The following is a 17,139-nucleotide window of genomic DNA, read 5'->3' on the forward strand; positions in this document are numbered from 1 at the left end:
ATCAGCGGTTAACCGGCAGTTTTGTTTAGTGACGATCGTTAACGGAAGTAATTTGTCGTATCAACGTCCCGCTGGCGCGTTTACCTTCGATGCTTCCAGAATTTTCGTCAATTGACCGGATTCGCTGAGTTGCTGAAATCCGGCATCAAAACGTATCATCAGTTCCGCAGCACGCGGTAGTTTTTTGTTGATCACCACATACACCGGCACCACGGCAATCGCCTTATTCTGCATGCTGATACGGCTGCGTTCGGCAGCGGTGAAATGTTTTTGCAGTATCAGTTGTCCGGTGCCGGCATCAATCGGGACAAGGTCTACGCGGCCACTCAGCAGCTTGCGGAAATTGGAAATGTCGCTCGGCGCAAGGTCTGTTTTCAGGACGCCGCGGGATTGCAGGCTGCTGAATTCCGGCGAATAGAAATTGCCCTGTACCGCGCCGATGGTGATCTTTTTCAGATCGCTGAGTTGCTCCCACGGAAATTCCTCACCGTTGCGGTGAAAAAAAACCACCCGCAAATCAAAAATCGGTTTCGCTGAATACAGCAATTTTTCTGCGCGTTCTGCGGTATGTCCCCAGCCGTAGCTGCCTTCGTACAATCCCTGCGTCACGCCACTGATGGCGCGGTTATTCGGCACTTCGGCCAGTGCAACATCCACATTAGCCAGCCTGAAGGCGTTGGTCACGATTCGGGTTAACGGTGCTTCGGCTGCTGCACTGTCGATGTAGGGCGGGTAATACTGGGCGGTCAGCGTGATGCGGAGTTTCTCGCGGAATTCAGATGTGCTGGCGCTGGCGGGTAAACACGCCAGTAACATCAATATCGCCAGTACCTTACGTCGCATACGGAATTCCGGATCACTGAAAATGAAAAATGAAGAAATTAATTCGATAAAAGCAGGTTTTTAAAGAATCATGTTCAGGATACAAGAAAGCTGCTTATTCGCCGATACGTTTTACATCATTTGACCTTTTTTTATGCCTTTCTGACAAAGCGGTTCTGTTGCTTTTTATTCGAAAAAAAACGCAATATTTTCCGCATTACAGATACCCCCCGTCTTTCCGGAGAAAACACACCGGTTGTCGGCATGAAATCTGGCTTCCCACAGATACCCATAGGGGTATTTGAAGCCCGAAACAAAAGGATACAAGCTGCTGTTGTGTTCCATATGCAGGAATCCGCATTTTCTGTGGCGGATGCTGTATTGTTGTCATCGTTATATATTTTCAGGAAAAACCATGCATCCGATCACAGTCCGTGACCTGCTCCGGCCGGTTGCTTATGGCGCCTTTGGCAGTGTTCTGGTGCTGATGATTGCTGAGGTCAGTTCACTGGTATGGATAACCCAGGGAATTGCCGTCGCGATTTGTTTGTTAGCGGTACTGGCGGGTAGCAGACAGCGTAGCGCATTGAGCCGACTGGCTTTACCGCTGGCGGTGGCTGCAACCGCATTACTGGCTGCGCCGCTGCTGATCCATGCTCAGACGCCCGCACGCTGGCTGACGACAGGGCCGGTACGGTTGTATCTCGCACCGCTGGTATTACCGCTGATTTTACTGACGGTGCAGCATGGCCTTGCATTTCAGTTGCCGAAAGAAAAGCAGTTCGCCCTGACGCTGGGCGGCGTATTGATCATCCTGTCGCTGCAACCGGATCTGGCACAGGTGCTGGCATTTTCAGTCACGGCAATCTGGACTGGCTGGCGGCATGGTTTGTCACGGGTAAGGCTGGTCGCACTGGCGATGATGGCGGTGCTGACGGCGAGTATCGCTGCGGCAAAGCCGGATTTACTGTCACCCGTACCGCATGTTGAAGAAGTGTTCGCGCTGGGCTTCCGGTATTCTGTGTTGTCCGGGCTCGGCATCACCGGCACCGCGCTGGCCTTACTGATTGCGATCTGGCGTATTCCCGGTGAAAACCTGCGCGGCATTGCCCTGTATTACCTGACACTGATGCTGGTATCGCTGAGCGGCATCACACCCGTGCCGATGATGGGCTACGGTGCCAGTCCATGGCTGGGCCTCGCTCTGGCGCTCGGTTTAGCGGGGAGTTTCCCGTCGCAACCGATGCAGTTGAATCCGTTGTCGCCTGACGATCACGCCCCCAAAGCATAAGCAAAGAAAATGTTCAGAAAGTTTGTACGGTAAGCCAGCGTCACGCCGGCTTTTTTGTGCTGAAAACAGCATTTGTTCTGGTGTTGCTCAGGCAAAAAATCACGCTGTGAAGACAGCATCTGATACGATTTATTATCCCTTAATCCGATACTCCCCCCTGTTTTTCAAAAAAACGGCTGGTTGTCGGCATGAAGTCCGGGCGTTTTCATATACCCCGTGGGGTATTTTTGAGCATCAAAACGGGCTTTTAGGGCTGGTTCACCGGATGCTGTGCTGATTACCTTCATGCTGATCAGTCTGTGTCCGGCATTCCCGGAAACCGATTCGTGTCGCTGAAAGCTGCGCACAGCGCATCGTAGACCACACGGATGCGCGGTGCGACCGGGCCGCGCTGAGGGCGGTAAATGTACAAATCCCACGGCGCTGGATCAAGCTGCGGCAACACGCGCTGCAGCTGGCCGTTTTGCAGGTAGGGATGTGCCATGAAGCCGATCAGCTGACCAAAGCCCATGCCATGCAGCATGGCGCGGCATTCGGCGCGGGTGTCGGTCACCTGAATCGCAGGCTGACGTGGATGCCAGAACTGGCCGTCCGCCAGAAACCATGGCCACGGGCGGCCGGTATTCGGATCAATCACTGCCGTTACCGGTAGTTTGTCCAGATCTTCCAGCGTTTGCGGCGCACCGCAGCGGGCTATCAGGGCCGGTGTGCCGACAAACACAAAACCGGCTTGTGCCACGCGGCGTGCAATCATCGAAGCATTTCGCACATGGCCGAGCCGCAAACCGATATCGATTTGCTCGTCTACGGTATCGGCAGTCGCATCGGATAAGCGCACATCGGTTTGTAGTAACGGATAACGCTGTTGCAGCTCTGCCAGCACCGGAATCAGATAATCCTCGCCCAGCGCTACCGCTGCCGTCAGTGTGACGGGCCCGCGTATCTGCTCTTGCTGATCTTCCTGAAAGCTCTGAAACAATTGATCGACCGCATCCACGCTGTGCCGTGCGCGCAATGCCAGCGCTGCGCCAAAGTGCGTAATGCGGGTTTGTCTTGTATTCCGGTGAAACAGCATTTCGCCGGATAAGGATTCCAGTTCCTGAATCGCACGGGTCACCGCTTGCGGCGACATATGCAGGCGTACCGCTGCTTCCTTAAAATTTTTGCATTCGGCAGCGATGCAAAAGATGCGCAGCATTTCAAGCCGGTTCAGCATGTTTTGTCCTGATGTCAGATGGTTGATGCGGGATGGCGGAAGATGAGGGCAGCGAGCCGCGCCGGACTCATCTTCGGTGATTCTGTAATTTGTTCATTCTTTGATTCCATAAAATGGAATACTGAAATTAATTTTATGTCATTTATTGGATTTAATCTGCACGCCATAATGCCTGACATCGCGGAACTCACCGCATACCAACATCAATAGGAGCAGAACATGCAACAAGGTATTCAGGGCAAAGTGGTTGTGATTACCGGTGCCAGCAGCGGTATCGGTGAAAGTACAGCGCGTCATCTGGCAAAGCTCGGCGCGAAAGTAGTACTGGGTGCGCGTCGCACTGACAAACTGGCCAGCATCGCCGAAGAAATCCGCGCTGCGGGTGGTGAATCCGCGTTTGCTGCTGTCGATGTCACCCGCGAAGCAGAAGTCAAAGCGCTGGTGCAAACTGCGATTGAGCAGTTCGGCCGTATAGATGTGATGATTAATAATGCGGGCCTGATGGCGATTGCGCCAATGAGCCAGCTGCGCACCGATGAATGGGACCGCATGATCGACATCAACATCAAAGGCGTGCTGTACGGCGTAGCCGCTGCATTGCCGCACTTTGAACAACAGGGCGGTGGCCATATGATCAATGTTTCTTCTGTTGCCGGTATTAAAGTGTTTGCACCGGGTGGTTCTGTGTATTCCGGTACCAAGTTCGCCGTGCGCGCCATTTCGGATGGTCTGCGTCAGGAAATGGCCGGTAAAGTGCGCGTTACCAGTATCGAACCGGGTGCGGTCGACAGCGAACTGAAATACGGTTCCGGCGATCAGGCCAGCCGCGAAGCGGTCATCGGCTTCTACCAACAAGCGATTCCTGCGGATTCCGTCGCACGTGCAATTGCGTATGCGATCGAACAACCTGCCGATGTCGCGATTAATGAAATCGTGCTGCGTCCGACTGCGCAGGAATTCTGATGATCTGAAGTTATAAAATCTGCGGTGAAGTGTGTTTCAGTTCGCATGACTGCGCGGCTGTCAGCACCGCCTTCAGATTTTTCAGTCACAGGCACAGCGTATATCCTTTGTGATATACGCTGTTTGTGTTTGCAGCACCTGCTTTGTACGTCTTACTTTGTGCTTTGCGAATAATTTTATCCGCATGCGTCTGAATGAAATACGTTTCCGGCCTTGTGGTCACCGCGCCAGATGGCTTTGTCAGCATGGCGCAAGCAATTCATCTGATAATACGATCCGCCACTTTTCCATCGAAGAATCGTGCTAAGGCCCGTTGCTGACGGGAGTTTCTGACGATCTTATCTGCTTTCATGATGTTGATTCGCCCTGCTGACCAAAACGATTTACCCGCGCTGATGGCATTACGCAACTGGTATATCGATCACTCCTTCGCAACTTTTGATGAACAACACCTGACGCTGCGCCAGATGGCTCAGTGGTTTACGCAGTTTGGTGATGGCCCGTACCGCTGCTATGTCGCCGTCATCAATGATCAGATTGTCGGGTATTGCAGCAGCCAGGCTTACCGCCAGCATCCTGCATTCCGGCAAACGATAGAAACCAGTATCTATGTTGCCGCCAATGCGGGGCGTAGCGGGACAGGCAGCGCCTTGTATCAAACGCTGTTCGATGCTTTGCAGGATCAGCATCTGCACCGTGCGGTGGTCGGCATTGCTTTGCCGAATGATGCCTCGGTCGGCTTACACGAAAAATTCGGTTTTCGCCGTATCGGCGTGTTCGATGAATACGCTGTTAAACATGGCCAGCGTATCAGTTCAGTCTGGATGGAAAAATCCTTGTCAGATTCCTGCCTGAATTCCTGATTTCACGGGGCTTCCTGTTTTGCAGATTGCACAGTCGTTTTGCAGCAATCGTCGTTTTTATGCAGAAACCGAGCGCTGCATCAAAAGAAAAATTAATATCCAATGATAAAATTGCAGGCTTTTGCAGCGTAATGGTTGCAGCAAAAGCCCCGTCATCTTTTGTTGCGCAGAACGCATTTCATCAATCGCCGCGAGATGCGTTGGTGATGAGAGACGTTTTAGTCGCCATTCCGTTCCGGACCCGGCCTGCCATTGCAGGCATACAGAACAAGCCTCATGCCAATACATCGCCATCCCGCAGTGACAAAAGTCCCTGGCAACGTTACATCATTTCGTTTTTCGTCTGCTGTCCGCTCGCTGCTCTTCGCGGGCATGCTGAGTACCAGTCTGATGCAGGTCACAGTATTCGCACAGGATGCAGTGAGCAGTCAGCGCCTCAGTCAGGCCGATCTGGCTGCGACCTTACAGCGCGGTGTGGCGATACCGCGCTGGGTAACAGAACCAGAGGCTGTAGCGCCACCCAGTACCGATAAGCAACCGGTGGTGATGCGTCTGACCGATACCCAGTTTCAGACCGGTGCGGACGCGGGAACCTTTTACCGTCGCGTGATTGAAGTAAATCAGGCTAATTCACTGGCAGGTGTGGCGCAGATGGAATTACGCTACATGCCGGAATATCAGAAGCTGGCAATTCACACGATCCGTATTCTGCGCGGTGATCAGGTGCTGGATAAAACACTGAGTGCGAATTTGCGCTTATTGCAGCAGGAAAATAATCTGCATTCCGGCATTCTGACCGGTTCGGCGACTGCTGCGGTGTTTGTCGATGACTTGCGGGTAGGGGATTCGCTGGAAGTCCTGTACACCATCAGCGGAGAAAATCCGGTATTCAATGGCAGATTTTCCGCGTCTGCTATCTGGGATTCCAGTATTCCGGTGTTAAGCCGGCATGTCAGTGTGCAATATGATGCACGCGATCCGGTGTATTTCAAAATCATCGGACCAGGTTCGCGTGAGTTCAATCAGCGTGAAGAAAAACAGGGGCAGCGTACAACGCTGCATTTTTCGGCGAAGAATTTGCGGGCAGTTCACTCAGAGCAATTTACACCGTCGGAATACGATCAGTACCGCTGGCTGCAATTCAGCCAGTATCGTAACTGGCGCGATGTTGCCGTATGGGCGAATTCGCTGTTTCAGGCACCGGATAGCGGAGAGAGGCTGAATAAACTGGTTGCCGAATGGTCGGCATTACCCGGTGATGAAGAGAAAGTTCAGGCTGCGCTGGCCTATGTGCAGAGGGAAATCCGTTATTTATCCATGTCGATCGGCGAAAATTCGCACCGTCCGACTGCGCCGGAAACCGTGTTAAAGCAGCGATACGGCGATTGCAAAGATAAAGCGCTGTTGCTGACAACGATACTGAATCGTCTTGGCGTCAAAACCCAGCCGGTACTGATTGCAACATATCAGCGGCGCGGACTCGATCGCTTATTACCATCACCATCGCTGTTTGATCACGCCATCATACAGGTACGTGTTAACGGGAAACTTTATCAACTGGATGCAACACGTGCTCAGCAATACGGCAAACTCGACAAAATGGGGCAGGCTCACGCCGGTTCGCAGATTCTGGTTGTCAGTCCGGATACTGATGCCTTAAGTAAAGTCACTCCGGAGCACGATTTTTCCGCGAACAGCCGCAAAGAGACGCTGATCGTTAAAGAGTGGAAGCGTCCCGCAGAATTGCGTGTGGAGCAACGCTACACGGGCCTTGAAGCAGAAATGCTGCGTTATTACGCTTCGCAGCAATCGCGGGATGAACTGGTAAAAGCATACGTCTCCGCCATTCAGAAGCGCTATCCGCAGGTCGAATATCTGCAGGATTTTAAACTGGATGACGATCAGAATGATAACGCGGTGACGGTGCGGCTTGGTTTTATGGCACCGGACATGTTTAAAAAAACCGATAACGGCTGGAATGTCACGTATTACGCTTCCAATTTCCGTGAACGTTTCTGGGTGCCGGAAACCCCGCGCCGGCGTTATCCGCTGGCAGTACCAAATTCGCCGGTCCGTATTGATTATGAATTCAAAGTGCAGTTACCAGAGGGTTTCAACGGGCGCTACAAACCAGGTGTGACAACGATTCAGTCCACAGCTTTTCAGTTTTCTGAAAAGCTGGATTTTAATAACCGGGACCTGAGTGCCAAACTGAATCTGAACCTGACTAAAGATATTGTGCCGGAAATGCAGGTCCCGGACTTTCTTGATGAAGTTAAGCGGGTTGGACGTTACATGGAGAATACGCTGGAAATTCGCTATACCGATGCCAGCGAAGCGATTGTGTCCAAACCTGAAAACGCAGCGCAGCAGGCACAGGATCAGAACGCCGTAAAACGTTTATCGCTGGAAAACCGTTTAAAAGATGATGAAAACAATCCGGCATTGCTGGCAGAAAAGGCGCTGCTGATTGCGCAAAGCCGCGATACGTCGCAACTGGCGGGCATACTGGCAAAGCTGGATGCAGTGGCAACCGAAGATAAAAAAGTATTGTCGAATAAAGCGCAGGCGTTGTACTACGCCGGGAATTTCAAAAAATCTGAAGAGTTGCTGTCGTCGCTGACGAAGACGGAAGATGAAGATCAGCTTTGGCTGTTACTGGCACTATCGCGCTTTCAGCAAAAAAAATGGGGACCAGCGCAGGAAGCAGCACGTAATGTGATTGCACAGGGGAAAGAGCCTGCCACTACCAAGGCGGCGATGATTCTGCAATTGCTTTGTCAGTTACGGATCAACGGCAAATTGCCGGAAATTTTATTTGCCGATAAAAATAAAGACTGGCGCAGTGCAGTACTGGATACGATCAGCGGAAAAGCCGGAGACGAAGCAGTCCTGCAAGCCTTGCATGCAGATGCTGGCGAAGCAATGAACCCTGATGTCGCAGAAGCCTATTTTTATCTCGGACAATTCTACGCCGCAAAAAATAACAAAATCCGTTCTGTGGTCTATCTGAAGAAAGCACGTGAGAAATCACAATCATCTCAGATAATTTATCCGTTATTGTCTTTTGATAAGGCTTTTTAAAAAATTATACGAATAAGAAGACATGAGAAAAATTATGAAGAAAAAATTTATTCTGTCCCTCAGCCTGTGTGCTGCACTGATGAGTAGTCCGGTCATGGCGGATGTTGTCAGTGATCCTGCGCCGCAAAGTGAGATTCGCGTTGCACTGGATGCGCTTGATTACCGGAATTTTCTCAGGAAACAATTGCGGAAAGATCTTCAGCAAAGGGAAGCGATCGATGGAAAAATGGATATCGATTTCATTGTCGCTCCGCTGACAAACGAGATATTAGATAAGTTGGCTACCGATACTATCGGGAAATACTGGTCTGCAAAGTACGCAAAAAAATATACGGAGCAGCTGGGAACGCCGTCCGGCAAGTTGTCCGCTAAATTTGATCAGTATTCGATGTATGGAAACGCTCAGGCGGAATTCGACAAACTGGGACAGAAAGAAAAACTCGCTTTACTGGAGGTACGACGCGGGCTGCCATATAAAAGTATGGAAAATGCTATGCGCCAGGGTTTGCCGGAAATGGGCAACGCTGTTGCTGGCTTTTTGCGTGAAAAACAGAAGCAGCGCATGCAGGAGGCAAGAAAATTTTTTCTGGAATATCTCGAGAATCTGAATGCATTTGAAGATGGCAAGTTGGCTGAAGTGCCGCGAATTCAGCCCCCATCCCGTACTGGTCATATCAAGACAGACTCCGAGAATCAGTTGATCTATCAGTTTATTCTGAAGCGTGATGAAAACGACCGCGCATTTTCAGCGAAGCTGAATGCCGGAAAAGTCATAGACGATATGCTGAAACAAAGTGCGGTGACAGAACCAGTGACGCTGGAGAAAAACCTGATCACAATTGCCGAAATCGAAGAGATGCGTGTAGCTACTGCAGCACAATACGATAAATTACTGGAATCATTCTTTTCGATTGACGGTGAGCAAGTCATGACGGCTGCCGAACGGCGTAACCGGATCAAGGTAACGGATTCGGCTGCGAGCCGCATGGTCACAACTGCGCTCGAATACAGTGAGGCAGAAGCAGCTTATTACGCGGCAATCCGGAGGATTCTGCTGACCTGTCAGGCAGCAAAAGGGAAATTGACGCTGGAAAATGACAATCTGGTGTTTAGCGACGAAAAAGATCTCAAACAATTCCGCGAGCATCGTACGGAATTGCTGAATGCCCGCGAAGTTATCAAGGCGCTAGACGAAAGAGAGCGTAAACGTCGCGAGCAAGCAATCCAAAATATTCGCAGTGGCAGCTAAATACATCCCGGTTGGGTTGGATGTATCTGATTCACTGAATTTGAAACGGGTGCTTTGCACCCGTTTTTTTTGAGACATTTTTTGCAGGTACGATGGACTTGTCAGTAAGAAGAGCCATCTTTGCGGGTAAATTGCCAGCCTCCGCTGACAAACTGAGCCATCAGATCATCATCCGGATAAGTGACTTCATCACCCGCGCTGCGATCACCGACTTCCAGAAAAATCAGTTCCATCGTGCCGGTATTACGGATTTGGTGGGCATTACCTGTTCCGGCAGGAAAGCCTGCACACATCCCCGTGCTGATGACTGTCTCGCCTTCATCCGTGATTAATACGCCGCATCCGCTGATGACATAGATGAACTCATCCTGCTGGCTGTGTGCGTGGCGTAATGCAGAGATGCCACCCGGTACGAGCCGTGTCAGGTTAACGCCGAAATTCTTCAGTCCGAATACATCACCGAGTACATGCTTGGTTCTGCCTTCCATTTGCGCAGCAAACTGTGCCGGATATAAGGATTTAACGGTACGTGCGGGGATTGTTGCGCTGTTGATGGCGACAGGGATGTCTTTTTTCTCGTTCATACAGCTTGCTCAGGTAAGGGCCAGCCGGCGGCTGACATGGATGCCTGCCACTGAATGATCTGATATTCAGCAACACTGGCAACGGAAAAGGGGTCGTGTTTCATCCATTGCGCGACAGTATCAACATCCGGAGCCTGCGCCAGAATAACGCCGCCATCACGCGGATGTCGTGCGCCGGACATCAGAAAATGCCCCGCATCGTAATGTGTTTTCAGGAAGTCGCGGTGAGCCTGCAAATGGCTGTCAACCTCACTCAGCGGACGGATGTAATTCACCAGAATCAGAAAGTAATGCAAAGGTATACCTGTTCAGGAGAGTAAGTTGTATCAGACACCTTTCAGTAAGTTTGCCTGAAGCAGGAAAGTCTTTGTTGATGCAGGCCTGAAATGAAAAAAGCCCCTGAAACTCAGGGGCTTTTACAGAGCAGCGATTACTTCGCTACTTTAGTTTTTGCAACGGCTTCTTTGATAACAGTCGATGCTTTAAAACGTACAGTATTCTTTGCAGGGATTTTGATCGCTTCGCCAGTAGAAGGATTACGGCCTTTGCGTGCAGGACGTTTTGCGACCTGGAAAGTACCGATGTTTGGCAGCGCGATTTTGCCTTCTTTTTTAACAGTGGAAACAATCGTATCCAGGATTGTACCCACGATTTCATTCGCAGCTACTTTAGTCAGACCATGTTCCGCAACAATCGTTTCTACTAACAGGGATTTGCTCATGTTTTTCTCCAGAAAAAAGCAGTTTTACTGAGTGTATAGCGAGTTCTGCAGCGAGTGCAAGTATTGTGTCGTGAAAAAATGCGTTCTGATGTGGATTTTTTACAGATGGCCGATCATAAGACCAGTTTGTTGCATTCCTTACGCAATACAGTGCAGTTGAAGCTGAATGATGCTGTGCAGAAAACCCGGTACATCCACTATTAAGACTTAAAGCAAAGCAGCAAGTTCCCGCAACTGACGCATGCGAAGATACACCGGTAGCAGGCGCCAGATCACGATGCAGAGCAAAGTCAGCAAAACAAAAGGCAGCAGGTTTCGGTTAAACAGCATAGGCACCACCAGCGCAATCATCATCCCCGCGATCAGTGCCTGTGCACCCAGCCAGCCGGCATTTTCGGTCATCCGCTCAGAAATATTGCTGGCGACAGGCGCCATTCGCAACAGTACCCGCTCAGTTTTCGCGGCGTGTTTTTTCAGATTCAGCCACTCCGCAGACTGATGTGGTGCTTCGCGGATTTCTGTCAGCAGCGCAAATAATGTCTCGAGCTCACGGTGCAGAGTTGCATCCGCTTCCGCAAAAAATAAGGTGGCATTAGCAGCAGATTTAAGTGCCATTACCGTACCGTAGTAACGTTCCGAAATATCTCCCAGGCCGATCGTTGCTTCCTGTGCCTGCCATGCTTCGGCCTGTTTTTGTTGCTCGACAGCTTTTTCCGCATCCGGGATCAGCGCATCCATGACCAGTAATCCCGCTGAGGACATCGTCGTCAGATCTGCGATCTCCTGTAGCCACGGGCAGTAGGCAGCAAGGCCTGCGTAGCTGGCCTGCAGCCTTTTACGTAAGCGATCCGCCCAGCGTGCGTCATAGGCGCACGCCAGTAATTTGGCATGTACATCCAGTAAGTTCGGCCCCACCTGCATGTTATCGCTGAACATCAGTTTATCGACGTTGACATAGCCCGCGGACATGCTGCGAATGCGCGTATGAATTTTCTCGCGGAAGCTGTGCCATGTCTGCAGATATTCGTCAGCGCTCCGGTACCAGCGACCGGCCAGATCTGCAGAGTGTGTATCACCTTGCTGCGCATACATATCCAGCACTTTGTGATGATACAGCGCGTGCAGCCATACGCTTGCATCCTTTTCACCTTTCAGCGAGCGGTTTGCATTCAGTAAAACTGCTGACAGTTCTACAGATTCGCCGCGCCATACGGGCGGCAAACCCGGAGATAAATATAAGATCAGTTGCAATAGCTGAACATCGACAGATAAATGCCGGTCATGACGGTTATCCAGCAATAAGCGCACGGCATTCTGGTCCTTTTGCACATCACGGAACCATTGCAGCAATAAACCATTCGCAAGGTCGTTACTGGCCAGTGCCCAGTTGCGGGCCAGTGCAACGCCCAGTTGTTCTTTGGTGTGGCAAATATCTGCGCCGATATGAAACGGTTCGCGGAAACCAGCTGTTGACTGGGTTTCGACCGGTTCCGGTAAAGTGGGGTCATTTGCCAGCCAGCGCAGAATTTCAGCCGATGCCCAGCGCTTCGCAGGATCTCGTAATAACAAGCCACGCAGCAGTTTTTTCCATCCCTTATCTGCCACATTGTTCAGATCAATTTCACGTGTTGCGAGCTGGTGCAGAATAACAGCTTCAGAAAACTGATTAAACGGATGCCTGCCTGTGATTGCTTCGAGCAGTATCATGCCCAGCGCCCAGTAATCAGCCTTTGCGCTGATGACACCGGATAAGGTTTCCGGTGCTGCATAATGCAGAGTTCGCGCCGTACCGGTCAGTTTTTGTGTTGCATCCAGTGCTGATGCAATACCAAAATCCGTCAGAATCAGATCCAGTGGTTCTTTTGTACGGATCAGAATGTTTTCCGGTTTCAGGTCGCGATGTAATAAACCCGCCTGATGAACGCTGCTGACAGCGCTGTCGAGCTCCAGCAAAATCGCCCGAAGCTGCATTACATCTGGTTTTTCCTGTTGTAAATACTGACGCAGCGATCCCTGCTCGCAATATTCCATCAGCTCATACTGGCGGCCGGACAGAGTTCCGGTTTCCAGAACATGCACGCGATGTTCCACCGGTACTTTTGCGAGGCGTTCGGTAATACCGGATTTCAGATGATTGCCGTGACGGTAAAGCTTCAGTACATAGCGCTGGTGATCTGTTCCGCGTAACAATAGCAAGTCGGCTTCACCGCCGGATGCAGGTAGCGGAGCGATCAGTGAATACCGCTCTTTCAGTTCAGGTGGCAGATTCCATAATCCTGCATGTATTGCAGTATCGCTGCGCGGTTCCTCACGAACTGGTGCGGCGAGCGGGCGATTGCAGTACAGGCACAATTCGGCATCGGGCGGATTTGGTTGTGCGCAGTCTTCATGCGGGCAGAGCTGGGAAGAAGCAGCTTGCTTGTCTGCCGGAGAGCGTGCCGGAATATCATCAGATTTGTTGTTCTGGCCCGGTTGCTCGCTCCGTAAGCTCAGATCGACGCTGGTCAGCAGCATGCCGCACTGACAACGTAAGGTGTCGTGGCTGTTTTCGGTTAAACAGCCCGGACAAACGCGAATGTAATCCTGAGTCAAACTTATCTCCAGCTGACCTGTTCAAAACGCACGCCGCGTGATTCCGCCAGTGTTTCCAGCGATTGCATATCACCGCGCGCCGGAATACCAATGTACCAGATGTGTTTGCCGTCGGTCATGGTTTGTATGCGTTTTTCCTGTTGCGTTAATGGCAGATTCTGCCAGTCTGCGTATTTTTTTTGTGCCAGTGCTGTCTGTAAAACCAGCGGTTGATTTGCCGATCCCCGCCATGCCAGCTCCGGTGGCTGCGCATCGATATAGGGCTCAGGTATCAGCGCATCGATTTTTGTCAGTATTTTGCTATGTTTTTTCTGCAAACTTGCCAGCGGATATCCGCTGTAGCACAAAATATCTAGCTCCAGACCACTTTCCTGACGCCAGAAATGGATAGCGTCCAGCAAAGCACTGAGCGCGGCTGGCTGATCGAACGGCTCGCCGCCGGAAATGGTGATCCCATCGACACCGTCTTTAGCGACTTGCCTGCACCAGCTCATCAGTCGTGCGACTGTCATGTCGTGACCCGGCTCGCTGGCCCAGGTATCCTGAGAAACGCAGCCTTTGCAGTGAATGCGGCAGCCCTGCAGCCAGATACCGATGCGCTTGCCGGGCCCCAGCACCGTGACCGGGTAATGGGCTTTATTAACAGAAATTTTCATGTCGCCTGAACGCTCAGCGAAATAACTTTATCCTGCTCCTGAATGCCGGTAATGATCAGCTTTTGTTTGTTTTCCAGATCGGTTTCAAACAATGCACGGGATAAAGGGTTGATCAGGCAGGATTCGAGTGCGTTACCGATGCCACGGCCACCATTGCTCAGGTCACGGGTACAGCGCAGTAAGAGTTCATCGCGCACCGTTTGTGGCATTGATAATTGCAGCCGCAATTCTTCATGCAGCCTGCGGGCGACATTGCGCAGCATGCCATCAAAAATCTGGGTGGCAACTTCCGCCTGAATAAAGTTAAACACGACAATATTGTCACCGATACGGTTCAGCAATTCCGGGCGGGACAGGCGGAATTTAAAATAATCGCTGATCGCATTGCGGACTTTGGTTTCTACCGTTTCATACGGATCACCGGGTTGCACATTTTGCTGACGATGGCCGTACTGATCTTCGGTAAAAATGCCGAGATTAGAGGTAAATACCAGAATGGTTTCTGAGAAGTAGGCGGTATCACCACGTCCGTCGGTCAGACGCCCGTCTTCCAGTATTTGCAGGAATTTATCCAGAATGCGCGGATGTGCTTTTTCAATTTCGTCGAACAGCACCACAGAAAAAGGCTTCTGGCGCACTGCATTGGTAAGTTCGCCGCCGGCATCAAAACCGACATAACCCGGTGGCGCACCAAGTAACCGTGCGCTGGTGTGTTCTTCGGCGAATTCGCTCATATCAAAACGCAGATAAGCACGTTCGTCACCAAACACCAGTTGTGTCAGGGTTTTTGCCAGCTCAGTTTTACCGACACCGGTCGGACCTGCAAAAAACAAAACACCGCGTGGCCGGTTTGCGCCTGAGCGCGCATGCGCTCCGGTGAGTCCCATCGCGGAGCGCTTCAGAATATCCAGTGTTTTGACGACAGCGGGCTTCTGGCCTTTGACGCGTTCTTCGATAAAGCCTTGTGCGGAGCGGATTTTGTCGCGCAGATAATCTTTGCGCCACGGATTATCCAGCGCGCCAACCTTGTAGCAGCGCACTGCATCGTCGATTGTAGTGACGTCCAGTTGCTGGCGATCAGCCAGTTCTGTAATGTCAGACAGCGCGGTCAGACTCATGCCTTCCGTGCCTTCAGTAAAACTTCGTAAGAATTGTTCACGTGCAGCAGGTGTGGCAGACGCGAATCCATTGAATAAAGGTGCAAGCAAACCGGCTGCGGCACGCCGTGTTTCAAAGTCAGGCCGGGCGATGACGACGGATGCGACCCGTTCACTGTCGAGCGTAAACCACGACGGTAAGTCCTGCGCACGATTCAGCAGCCAGATCACCGGGTTGTAGACTGGCTTGCCGACGGTGTTTTGCGGCACCAGCGGACTTGCCTGCAGCGAGATTTTTTCGGCTGCCACAAAAAAGCGGTGTTCTGCCTCGGTCAGTTGCTCATGCTGTCGTGCCAGCCGGGATGCAAAGTCCACCACCAGCGCACAGCGTGCTTCTCTTTCCTGACTGAGCTTACGCATCAGTTTGCTGAGGCTTTCCAGACTGATCATTTGCAATCCGTCGCACAGCTTTAAATCAAACAGGCGAGTGGCCAGATCGCGTGCGGCAGGCTCGTCCGGATAAACACGCAAGCCATCGGCCGGATCAAAAATCAGCAAAAACTGAAAGCCTTGCTGACGGACGGATTCCCACAAACAACGGGTCAGCGGAACCAGTGCGTTACCGGTACCGACCGGCGAAATAAAGCTGTCGCGGATGTTACCGGACAGGACAAACTGGGAGCGTATCGGCAACAGGCGTTGTACATCCTGTAGCCAGCGTGGTGATGTAGATGTCATTGCAATGGACGTTGACGAAGTTGTTGCTGTTGCGAACGTTGTTCTTCTTCATGGAATTGCGGCAGTTTCGATGCCAGTACTAATTGCACCGGTAATTCGCCGGCTTCCAGACGGCGCGTAACCTGTAAGGACAGGCCGCGTGCTTCCAGTGCTTTGAGTAAAGCAGGAAATTCGCTGCACCAGCGGTCTTCAGCAATATGATCTGCCACACTGCGTTCATTTTCTCCTTCGGCCACCGCGCGAATGACATTGAAGTTGGCAGTTCCCTGTTTAGTATCGATACGCAGGCGAACCATGTATGCACCCCAGTCGCTGCGACGGAAATGAACGACGCCGCCTTCCACAAACAGGGTTTCGCGGATTTCCTCAACCTGATAGCCGAGATCTTTGAGGCTTTGTTCGATAATCAGCGCCTGTGCTTCCTGTACCTGACGCTGCAATTCCGCATCCAGCAGTTTTTGCACTTGCAAGCGCAATTCCGTGGCCAGCATGTCCGCATGCGGGCCGGGCAAGGCGAGGCTGAGATCCTGCGCCAGCAGCTTCAGCGGCTCGGGAACTTCACCTAAATCGGCAATCCGGCGTAACAAGCGGTCTGCGATGCGGCGCGGAATTTGTTCGGCGGCAGTTTTGGAGAGCGTGGTATCCGTACCTTCATGCAACTGATCTGCGCGACGGGCTGCTTCTGCTGACAGAACAGGTTTGCATTGCGCGTTGATTGCCTGCAAAGCTTCAACGTAAGCGGTGAGTACCTCATCGCTGCTATCCGCAGGGCTGGCAGGACGAACAGCGAGAATTTGTCCGGCGCAGCCAATTTGTTCAGCCAGCGCCAGCAAACCGGAAAATTCTTCTTCAGCCTGCTGAACAGCCTGTTTTAACTGTTGCTGGAATGACTTGGATTCGTCATTGATTTCTGCAATATGCGCTTCGAGCCGCTCAGTATTTTCATCACGCAAGCGCTCTGCCAGCAAATGTGCATTGACAATCGAGGCTTGTGCGCGGATCAGTGCGGCACTCAAGAGAATGCTTAAAGGGTCAGACGAGAGAAATAAAGCTGTGGTTGGTCCGCTCATGATGTCTCACGGAAATTTTCTGTGTGCAGAAATATAACACGTGAATTCAGGGGCAGATACCCATCTGTCTGTCAGGAAATGCTTTGTCGCGGCGCGGGTAAACATGGCCGGAGGTAATGCCAGCGCCGGCTGGATGGGGAGTCCGGCGCTGTCAACGGTGAAAGCGTGATGCGATCACCGCATGAAATCAGGG

Annotated in this window: 14 protein-coding genes; 5 read left to right on the forward strand and 9 right to left on the reverse strand. The window is 51.6% G+C overall.

From position 1 onward, the window contains the following. Positions 1-60: 60 nt before the first annotated feature. Entirely contained in the window at positions 61-843 is a 783-nt protein-coding gene (locus tag KDM89_RS16890; protein WP_212689098.1) for a substrate-binding periplasmic protein, read from the reverse strand. 394 nt (positions 844-1,237) lie between these two features. On the opposite strand from KDM89_RS16890, the gene KDM89_RS16895 reads away from it, so the two are divergent. Beyond that, complete coding sequence (locus KDM89_RS16895) at positions 1,238-2,113, forward strand: hypothetical protein (RefSeq protein WP_212689099.1); 876 nt, start codon at positions 1,238-1,240, stop codon at positions 2,111-2,113. Positions 2,114-2,405: 292 nt separating this feature from the next. Here the strand turns inward: KDM89_RS16895 and KDM89_RS16900 are convergent, their stop codons facing one another. Further along, on the reverse strand, positions 2,406-3,329 hold the full coding sequence (locus KDM89_RS16900; protein ID WP_212689100.1) for a LysR family transcriptional regulator: 924 nt from the start codon (positions 3,327-3,329) through the stop codon (positions 2,406-2,408). Positions 3,330-3,548: 219 nt separating this feature from the next. Between KDM89_RS16900 and KDM89_RS16905 the strand changes: the two genes are divergently transcribed. The 4 genes from KDM89_RS16905 (at position 3,549) to KDM89_RS16920 (ending at position 9,488) form a co-directional block, all read left to right on the forward strand. Next, positions 3,549-4,292 (forward strand): SDR family oxidoreductase, encoded by a 744-nt coding sequence (locus KDM89_RS16905; protein WP_212689101.1) that lies wholly within the window; start codon positions 3,549-3,551, stop codon positions 4,290-4,292. A gap of 350 nt (positions 4,293-4,642) precedes the next feature. Then, the gene (locus KDM89_RS16910; protein ID WP_212689102.1) at positions 4,643-5,155 is read left to right on the forward strand and encodes a GNAT family N-acetyltransferase; all 513 of its coding nucleotides are present in this window, start codon (positions 4,643-4,645) and stop codon (positions 5,153-5,155) included. A gap of 372 nt (positions 5,156-5,527) precedes the next feature. Next, the gene (locus tag KDM89_RS16915; protein ID WP_212689103.1) at positions 5,528-8,239 is read left to right on the forward strand and encodes a DUF3857 domain-containing transglutaminase family protein; all 2,712 of its coding nucleotides are present in this window, start codon (positions 5,528-5,530) and stop codon (positions 8,237-8,239) included. A 34-nt stretch (positions 8,240-8,273) separates the two neighbouring features. Continuing rightward, entirely contained in the window at positions 8,274-9,488 is a 1,215-nt protein-coding gene (locus tag KDM89_RS16920; protein WP_212689104.1) for a hypothetical protein, read from the forward strand. A 101-nt stretch (positions 9,489-9,589) separates the two neighbouring features. Here KDM89_RS16920 and KDM89_RS16925 read toward each other — a convergent pair whose 3' ends face one another. The 7 genes from KDM89_RS16925 to KDM89_RS16955 all read right to left on the reverse strand — a co-directional run bounded on the left by KDM89_RS16925 (position 9,590) and on the right by KDM89_RS16955 (position 16,946). Further along, the gene (locus KDM89_RS16925) at positions 9,590-10,072 is read right to left on the reverse strand and encodes a cupin domain-containing protein (protein ID WP_212689105.1); all 483 of its coding nucleotides are present in this window, start codon (positions 10,070-10,072) and stop codon (positions 9,590-9,592) included. Next, entirely contained in the window at positions 10,069-10,368 is a 300-nt protein-coding gene (locus tag KDM89_RS16930) for a YciI family protein (protein ID WP_212689106.1), read from the reverse strand. Before KDM89_RS16930 ends, KDM89_RS16925 begins: the two co-directional genes overlap by 4 nt. Positions 10,369-10,502: 134 nt before the next feature. After that, positions 10,503-10,793 (reverse strand): HU family DNA-binding protein, encoded by a 291-nt coding sequence (locus KDM89_RS16935; protein ID WP_212689107.1) that lies wholly within the window; start codon positions 10,791-10,793, stop codon positions 10,503-10,505. A 207-nt stretch (positions 10,794-11,000) separates the two neighbouring features. After that, positions 11,001-13,385 carry a serine/threonine-protein kinase gene (locus tag KDM89_RS16940; RefSeq protein WP_212689108.1) on the reverse strand — a complete coding sequence of 795 codons (2,385 nt, stop codon included), beginning with the start codon at positions 13,383-13,385 and terminating at the stop codon, positions 11,001-11,003. Positions 13,386-13,387: 2 nt separating this feature from the next. Beyond that, entirely contained in the window at positions 13,388-14,041 is a 654-nt protein-coding gene (locus KDM89_RS16945) for a 4Fe-4S single cluster domain-containing protein (RefSeq protein WP_212689109.1), read from the reverse strand. Further along, a complete protein-coding gene (locus tag KDM89_RS16950; protein ID WP_212689110.1) occupies positions 14,038-15,876 on the reverse strand; it encodes an AAA family ATPase in 1,839 nt (612 codons plus the stop codon). The genes KDM89_RS16945 and KDM89_RS16950 overlap by 4 nt, the downstream gene beginning before the upstream one ends. Then, positions 15,873-16,946, reverse strand: coding sequence for a hypothetical protein (locus KDM89_RS16955; protein ID WP_212689111.1), 1,074 nt, complete (start codon positions 16,944-16,946; stop codon positions 15,873-15,875). The genes KDM89_RS16950 and KDM89_RS16955 overlap by 4 nt, the downstream gene beginning before the upstream one ends. Positions 16,947-17,139: the final 193 nt, after the last annotated feature.

This window comes from Cognatundibacterium luofuense, assembly GCF_018139685.1.
In the GTDB taxonomy this organism is placed as follows: Bacteria; Pseudomonadota; Gammaproteobacteria; order Burkholderiales; family Burkholderiaceae_D; genus Undibacterium; species Undibacterium luofuense.

What these genes read in the sequence shown, in the direction of transcription:
- KDM89_RS16920 (WP_212689104.1), top strand. Translation starts at nt 8,274, where the DNA reads ATGAAGAAAAAATTTATTCTGTCCCTCAGCCTGTGTGCTGCACTGATG.
- KDM89_RS16935 (WP_212689107.1), bottom strand. Translation starts at nt 10,793, where the DNA reads ATGAGCAAATCCCTGTTAGTAGAAACGATTGTTGCGGAACATGGTCTG.
- KDM89_RS16905 (WP_212689101.1), top strand. Translation starts at nt 3,549, where the DNA reads ATGCAACAAGGTATTCAGGGCAAAGTGGTTGTGATTACCGGTGCCAGC.
- KDM89_RS16925 (WP_212689105.1), bottom strand. Translation starts at nt 10,072, where the DNA reads ATGAACGAGAAAAAAGACATCCCTGTCGCCATCAACAGCGCAACAATC.
- KDM89_RS16900 (WP_212689100.1), bottom strand. Translation starts at nt 3,329, where the DNA reads ATGCTGAACCGGCTTGAAATGCTGCGCATCTTTTGCATCGCTGCCGAA.
- KDM89_RS16895 (WP_212689099.1), top strand. Translation starts at nt 1,238, where the DNA reads ATGCATCCGATCACAGTCCGTGACCTGCTCCGGCCGGTTGCTTATGGC.
- KDM89_RS16945 (WP_212689109.1), bottom strand. Translation starts at nt 14,041, where the DNA reads ATGAAAATTTCTGTTAATAAAGCCCATTACCCGGTCACGGTGCTGGGG.
- KDM89_RS16950 (WP_212689110.1), bottom strand. Translation starts at nt 15,876, where the DNA reads ATGACATCTACATCACCACGCTGGCTACAGGATGTACAACGCCTGTTG.
- KDM89_RS16890 (WP_212689098.1), bottom strand. Translation starts at nt 843, where the DNA reads ATGCGACGTAAGGTACTGGCGATATTGATGTTACTGGCGTGTTTACCC.
- KDM89_RS16910 (WP_212689102.1), top strand. Translation starts at nt 4,643, where the DNA reads ATGATGTTGATTCGCCCTGCTGACCAAAACGATTTACCCGCGCTGATG.
- KDM89_RS16915 (WP_212689103.1), top strand. Translation starts at nt 5,528, where the DNA reads ATGCTGAGTACCAGTCTGATGCAGGTCACAGTATTCGCACAGGATGCA.
- KDM89_RS16955 (WP_212689111.1), bottom strand. Translation starts at nt 16,946, where the DNA reads ATGAGCGGACCAACCACAGCTTTATTTCTCTCGTCTGACCCTTTAAGC.